The sequence below is a fragment of the Actinomadura rifamycini DSM 43936 genome (assembly GCF_000425065.1).
GTDB lineage: Bacteria > Actinomycetota > Actinomycetes > Streptosporangiales > Streptosporangiaceae > Spirillospora > Spirillospora rifamycini.
In genome coordinates this window covers 1-6,739 of the sequence record NZ_AULB01000062.1, presented here as the reverse complement: position 1 = coordinate 6,739, position 6,739 = coordinate 1, and the positions used below count along the sequence as shown (strand labels likewise).

The 6,739-nt window shown below is 70.5% G+C and carries 4 protein-coding genes and 1 pseudogene; all 5 read left to right on the top strand.

Features of this window, described 5'->3' with window-relative positions; genetic code table 11:
• Positions 1 to 270 (top strand): transposase family protein (locus H505_RS49535; protein WP_026400320.1); only part of this gene is annotated, 270 nt, incomplete at its 5' end.
• Between the two features lie 893 nt (positions 271 to 1,163).
• Complete coding sequence (locus H505_RS46035; RefSeq protein WP_084551111.1) at positions 1,164 to 3,866, top strand: HAD-IC family P-type ATPase; 2,703 nt, start codon at positions 1,164 to 1,166, stop codon at positions 3,864 to 3,866.
• Positions 3,867 to 4,273: 407 nt separating this feature from the next.
• Positions 4,274 to 5,041 (top strand): potassium channel family protein, encoded by a 768-nt coding sequence (locus H505_RS46030; RefSeq protein WP_211238620.1) that lies wholly within the window; start codon positions 4,274 to 4,276, stop codon positions 5,039 to 5,041.
• A 104-nt stretch (positions 5,042 to 5,145) separates the two neighbouring features.
• Positions 5,146 to 6,489: a nicotinate phosphoribosyltransferase gene (locus H505_RS0133215; protein ID WP_051301461.1), complete on the top strand. Its 1,344-nt coding sequence runs from the start codon at positions 5,146 to 5,148 to the stop codon at positions 6,487 to 6,489.
• Positions 6,490 to 6,551: 62 nt separating this feature from the next.
• A pseudogene (locus tag H505_RS51295) lies at positions 6,552 to 6,739 on the top strand (IS982 family transposase); the annotation flags it as partial.

Sequence of the window (6,739 nt, the reverse complement as noted above, 5' to 3'; positions counted from 1 at the left end):
CTGGCCGCCTCCGGGCTGCTGGTCCTGGCCGACAAGGGCTACGTCGGCGCCGATCCGCACATCCAGACGCCCTACAGAGGCAAGAACAAGCCCGAGCCACTCAAGGACGCCAACCGCTCCCACGCCAAGCTCCGCGGACCGGGCGAACGAGCCAACGCCCAGCTCAAGACCTGGAAGATCCTCACGAAGCTACGTTGTTGCCCCCACCGGGCCGGTCACCTCGCCAAGGCCATCCACGTCCTCCAGAACCGCGAGCTCAACGCATGTTGAAAAAGCTTCACTGAGGCCCTCCCGCGATGTCGCTGGAGGGCCTGTGGCGTAGGGGTGGGCGATACTGGGTTCGAACTAGTGACCTTTTCGGTGTGAACACGATCAAAAGGGCCATTGCGGGAGGAAGATTCGACGCCTGCCCTGCTCAGAGCAGGTTTTCTGGTTCTCCATGAGGCCCTTCAAGGAAGATCGAGTAGCTTCCGATCTCCCACAACCGGCACTCAGGCTCACATGGGCACGTCACTCACGGTGAGCTCAGCATGGCGCGTGTCATGGGCCACTACCTGCCACACCCGCCGCCCCGGCCAGCAATTGAAAGTCAACCGCCGTCCAATCCAGAAAGAAGAACGGGCAGACAAATAGATGACGGTTTTAACCAGTAGCCAGTTTAAATCATCTGAGTCAATTGGCGAAGCTCGCTATCACACAGTGGCACATGCCGAGTCCATTTATTCGAGAGGCGGGGCTGCGAATTGCTAAGCAATTTGAGTTCACGATTTCCATGGATGCACCTACGAGTGTCCAGGCTGGTTGAGTCCTCCCAGCACAGCTACATCGTCGGTGAACAGGGCACCGCCACCATCTGGGACGGAGAGCATCATCGGCGACGTCGCCCCCTCGTCGCCCGCGACGAAATGCGCCGCGAAGGCGTCTCCTCGGCCTTCCGCTCCACCGCCCGCGACCCAGGATTCTCCGGGCGTCTGCACGGCCGAGATCGCGACGACCGGCGTTCTACACAGTGCTCTGTGCCGTCCGGACAGCGGGCTCCACATTAACCGGTCATCGGCGCATGGCCTTCCCGTCCCTGGGCAGACGTACCGGGGGCGAACGGACGGCCCCTCAGGGACCTTCGTCCCTGATCTTCCGGTGGCGGGAATGGCGAGGCTCTAGGAGTGACAACGACGACCGTCCCCGAAGCGCCGCACCGGCTCACCGGCCCCCAAGTCGCCGAGGAACTCGGCACCGACACCGAGCGCGGGCTCCGCTCGGCCGAGGCCGCGGCGCGACTCGAACGGTACGGACCGAACACGCTGCCGCCCGCACGGCGGCGCGGGCCCGCGGCACGGTTCCTGCTGCAGTTCAACAGCCCGCTCATCTACGTGCTGCTGGTCTCCGCGCTGATCACGGCGCTGCTCGGCGAGCACGTGGACGCCGCCGTCATCCTGGGCGTGGTCCTGGTGAACGCGGTCGTCGGGTTCGTGCAGGAGTCGCGGGCGGAGGCGGCGCTGGCGGCGCTCGCCGCCCTGACCGAGACGGTCACCACCGTGGTCCGGGACGGCGAAGCCATGCGGCTCCCGTCCCGGGGGCTGGTCCGGGGCGACCTGGTGCTGCTGGAGGCGGGCGACAAGGCGCCGGCCGACCTGCGCCTCCTCCGCACGTCCGAACTCAAGATGGACGAGTCGGCGCTCACCGGCGAGTCCACCGCGGTCGCGAAGGACCCCGCCCCGGTCGGGGACGTCGTCCTGGGCGACCGGACTTCCATGGCCTACTCCGGGACGTTCGCCACGTACGGCCAGGGAGCGGGCATCGTCACCGCCACCGGCGCCGGCACGGAGATCGGCCTGGTCCACCGGCTGGTCGGCCAGGCCACCGCGGTCCGGACGCCGCTCACCCGCAAGATCGCCCGGTTCAGCAGGCTGGTGACGGTCGCGATCCTCGGCCTGGCCGCGGTGACGTTCGCGATCGGGACCCTGCGCGGGGAGCCCGCCGCGGACATGCTCACCGCCGCCGTCGCCCTCGCCGTCGGCGCCATCCCGGAGGGACTGCCGGCGGTCGTCACCGTCACCCTCGCCTTCGGCGTGGCCCGCATGGTCCGCCGCAACGCGATCGTCCGGCACCTCCCGGCGGTGGAGACGCTCGGCGGCACCACCGTGATCTGCACCGACAAGACCGGGACGCTCACCGAGAACCAGATGACGGTCACCGCCGTCGCCGCCGGCGGACGCCTGTACGAGGTGACCGGCACCGGCTACGCCCCGCACGGCGACGTCCTGCTGGACGGCGTGCCCGTGCGGGCGGGCGACCATCCGGTGCTGAGGGAGTGCCTGCTCGCCGGGGCCGCCTGCAACGACGCCCGGCTCATCGAGGGCGACGAGGGCTGGACGCTGGCGGGCGACCCCACCGAGGGCGCCCTGGTCGCCGCCGCGGCCAAGGCCGCCGCCGGGCCCGTGCCCCCGCGCACGGACACGCTGCCGTTCAGCTCCGAACGCCAGTACATGGCCACCCTCCACGAGAACGGCACCGTCTACGTCAAGGGCTCGGTCGAAAGGATCCTGGCCGCCTGCGACGACCGGCTCACCGACGACGGCCGCCGCGAGCCCCTGGACGCGGACGCCGTCACCGAACTCGCCCACGCCTACGGTCGCCGGGCCCTGCGCGTCCTGGCGTTCGCCCGCGCCGACCTCGACGCCGACCGCCTCACCGGACTGCCCCGGCTGACCTTCCTCGGCCTCCAGGCCATGCACGACCCGCCCCGCGAGGAGGCCGCCCGCGCCGTCCGCGCGTGCCGGGACGCCGGAATCCAGGTCAAGATGATCACCGGGGACCACGCCGCGACCGCCCGCGCCATCGGCGCGAAGGTCGGCCTGCGCGGCGGCGTCATGACCGGCGCGGAGCTGGCCGCGTGCCCCGCCGCCGACCTCCCCGACGCGGTCGAGCGCACCGCCGTCTTCGCCCGCGTCTCGCCCGAGCAGAAGCTCCGCCTCGTCCAGGCCCTCCAGAGCCGGTCGCACATCATCGCCATGACCGGCGACGGCGTCAACGACGCCCCCGCGCTCAAGCAGGCCGACATCGGCGTGGCGATGGGACGCGCCGGCACCGAGGTCGCCAAGGAGTCGGCCGACATGGTCCTCACCGACGACGACTTCGCCTCCATCGAGGCCGCCGTCGAGGAGGGCCGCGGCGTCTTCGACAACCTGGTCAAGTTCATCGTCTGGGCGCTGCCCGCCAACATCGGCCTCGGCCTGGTCCTGATGGCGGCCGTCCTCGGCGGCGGCGAACTGCCGATCGAGCCCGTCCAGGTGCTCTGGCTCAACATGACCGCGATCCTGATCCTGGGACTGCCGTTCGCCGTCGAGCCCCGCGACGCCGACATCATGCGGCGCCCGCCCCGCGACCCGGCCCTTCCCCTGCTCACAAGGCGGCTCACCGCCCGCGTTCTGCTGGTCTCGGCGATCCTGCTCGCGGGAGCGTTCGGGCTCTTCCACTGGGAGCAGGACCACGGCGCCTCCCTGGCCGAGGCCCGCACCGTCGTGGTGAACGTCTTCGCGCTCACCCTCCTGGCGTACCTGTTCAACTGCCTGTCGCTGCACCGGCCGATGCTGTGGGGCGGCGTCCGCCGCAACCCCTGGATCGGCGCGGGCGCCGCCGGCCTGCTCGCCGTCCAGGCCGTCTACACGTACACGCCCACGATGAACGACGTCTTCGGCTCCGCCCCGCTGGACGGCGGCGCCTGGGGCCGGGCCGCCGTGGTGGCGCTGCTCGCCTACGCCGTCGTGGAACTCGCCAAGGCGGTCGCCCGCCATGCCGACGAAGCGGGCATGCGCGCGGAGGGGCATAGGAGCCCAGAGGGCGACGCCGACCGGCCAGTGCGGTGACGGCCGTCGCGCTCGCGTGCCCGCCGCCCGTACCGAATGGTCGGCCACTCCCCGCCACCGGTCCCATCGGACCGGCCGCACTCCGTTCGGCCACGGCTTCGGAAGGCGACGTCGCGCCACAACGAGGCAAAGGTTGTCTAGCACGGCGACAGTTCGCTCATTGGCGGCAGTCTGGAGGCATCTGCCGCGGATACGGTGAGAGTGCATTGAGCAACGGTGCGTGCAGCAGGTCCATGGGCGGGGGGCCGCGCGAGGGGCCCGCCGCTCCGCACGGCGGCCACCGCGGGAGTGATGAATGGAGTGGGTGGTCTCGTTAGTCGGAGTCGTGCTCATTCTGGCCACTCTGCGCGACTTGTTCCATACAATCTGGCACCCCACCCGCCACGGGGGGGCTGAGCCGGCTTGTCATGGCGGCGTTGTGGAAGCTGGCCAAACGTCTCCGTGCGCGCACGCGTGTGGTGGGACTCGTCGGTCCGCTCGCGATGGTCGCCGTGGTCGCCATGTGGGCCGTCATCATCGTTCTGGGCTGGGCCATCGTCTACTGGCCCCATATGCCGGACTCCTTCGCTTTCGCGCCCCGTTCGGGACTGTCACAGGAGTCGGAGCTGCTGGATTCGGTCTATCTGTCGCTCGTGACGATCGCGACCCTCGGGCTCGGGGACATCGCGCCCGCGGAAGGCTGGCTTCGCGTGGCCTCGCCTCTGGAGGCCCTCATCGGGTTCGTCCTCCTCACGGCCACCGTCTCGTGGGTGCTGCAGGTCTTTCCGACGTTGACCCGTCGACGGGTTCTCGCCATCAGGTTGGCGCTGCTGCACCGATCGGGCATGTCCGTGCAGGAACTCGACTGCGCCGTGGGGGCGGCGCTGCTGGACGGCCTGGCCACCGAGGTGGTTCGTGTCCGTATCGATTTCACCCAGTACGCCGAGGCGTACTACTTCCATGACGGTGAGGACGACTCGTCCCTGGCTGCCACGATCGGCTATGCCTTCCGCCTCGCCCGGCACGGGCAGGAGGCCCGGCGGGGTGATGTGCGGCTGGCGGCCACAGTGCTCGCTGACGCGCTGGAAGACCTTTCGGCGGTCCTCGACCAGCGTTTCCTCCACACGGACGGGACGCCCGCCGAGGTATTCGCCGCGTACGCGGCCGACCACGGACGCGCTCGCGCCGCGCCCTGAGCGCCCGTGCCGTGCCGGACCGGGCCGCCCCTGGTGACGTCCGGTGGAAGGGGGAAGGGTTTCTGGTGCCCGATGGGCGCGCGAACCTCGGGATGGAGCACTCCATGAGCACCGGACTGATGACCGATCTGTACGAATTGACGATGGCGGCGAGCTATCTGCGGCGCCGGATGACCGGGCCGGCGACGTTCAGCCTCTTCGTCCGCAAGATGCCGCCCGACCGCGGGTTCCTGGTGGCCTGCGGGCTGGCCGACTGCCTGTCGTTCCTCGAAGGCTACCGACTCGCCGAGGAGGACCTCGGCTACCTGGCGGACGAACAGGGCTTCGACGACGGCACGCTGCGGGCCCTGGGACGGTTGCGGTTCACCGGGGATGTCCGGGCCGTGCCCGAGGGGCGGGTCGTGTTCGCCGGCGAGCCTCTGCTGGAGGTCACGGCGCCGATCGCCGAGGCCCAGCTCGTGGAGACCGTGCTGCTGAACCACCTCACGTTCCAGACCACGGTGGCGACGAAGGCCGCCCGGTGCGTGCGGGCGGCGGGCGGGGCGCAGGTGATCGACTTCTCGTTCCGCCGGACGCAGGGCATCGACGCGGCGATATCGGTCGCCCGCGCGTCCCGCATCGCCGGGTTCGCGGGGACCAGCAACGTCGAGGCCGCAAGGCGGCACGGCATCCCGGCCGTGGGCACCATGGCGCACTCGTACGTCGAGGCGTTCTCCGACGAGGACGCGGCGTTCGACGCGTTCGTCGCCGACTTCCCCGATCGGACGACGCTGCTGGTGGACACCTACGACACCCTCGGCGGCGTCGAAGCCGCCGTCCATGCGGCCCGGCGGGCGGGCCTGCGGTTCCCGAGCGGCGTCCGCCTGGACTCCGGTGATCTGGGCGCCCTCGCCGTCCGAACGCGCCGCGTCCTGGACGAGGCCGGCATGGAGCGGACGCGGATCGTGGCGAGCGGCGGCCTGGACGAGCACCGGATCGCCGAACTGCGCGAGGCCGGGGCACCGATCGACGTCTACGGGGTCGGGACGAGGATGGGCGTGTCGGCCGACGCGCCCTACCTCGACAGCGCGTACAAACTCGTCGCGTACGGCGACCGGCCGGTGATGAAGCTGTCGGCGGGCAAGGCGACCGCTCCCTGCGCCAAGCAGGTCTATCGCGGGCCGCACGGCGACGTCGTCGCGCTCCTGGACGAGCCGCCGCCCGACGACGGTTCGGAGCCGCTGCTCCTGCCCGTGATGAGGGCGGGACGCCGCACCGCCGATGTGGAGCCGCTCGCGGACGTGCGCGAGCGGTGCGCCGCCGACATCGCGACCCTCCCCGAGAGGATCACCCGGTTGCGGCGGCCCGACACCGGCGACGTGCGGTTCAGCGCCCGCCTCGAACGCCGCCGCGATCGTCTGCGCGACGAGCTCGCCCACCGCGTCACCGATGGTCGCGGCGGGCGCTAGATCGTTGATGGGGGTTTGCTGAACCGGCGGCGGGCATGGCGAAGGGCGCCCATGATCAGTGTGTGAAGACAAACCTGGACGCCCTTCTGACCGCACTCTACGTCCATCTGGACGACGACGTCCTGCGATCGGCCGACCGGCCCCGCAGACGCGGCCCCCGACGGACCCTCAACGACGCTGAACTGGTCTGCGTTGCCATCGCCCAGGTCCTACTCGGATGCGATTCCGAGCGCCGGTGGCTGCGGACCGC

Excerpts from the sequence above, each read along its gene's own strand:
- H505_RS46030 (WP_211238620.1), top strand. The coding sequence starts at position 4,274 with ATGGCGGCGTTGTGGAAGCTGGCCAAACGTCTCCGTGCGCGCACGCGT.
- H505_RS0133215 (WP_051301461.1), top strand. The coding sequence starts at position 5,146 with ATGAGCACCGGACTGATGACCGATCTGTACGAATTGACGATGGCGGCG.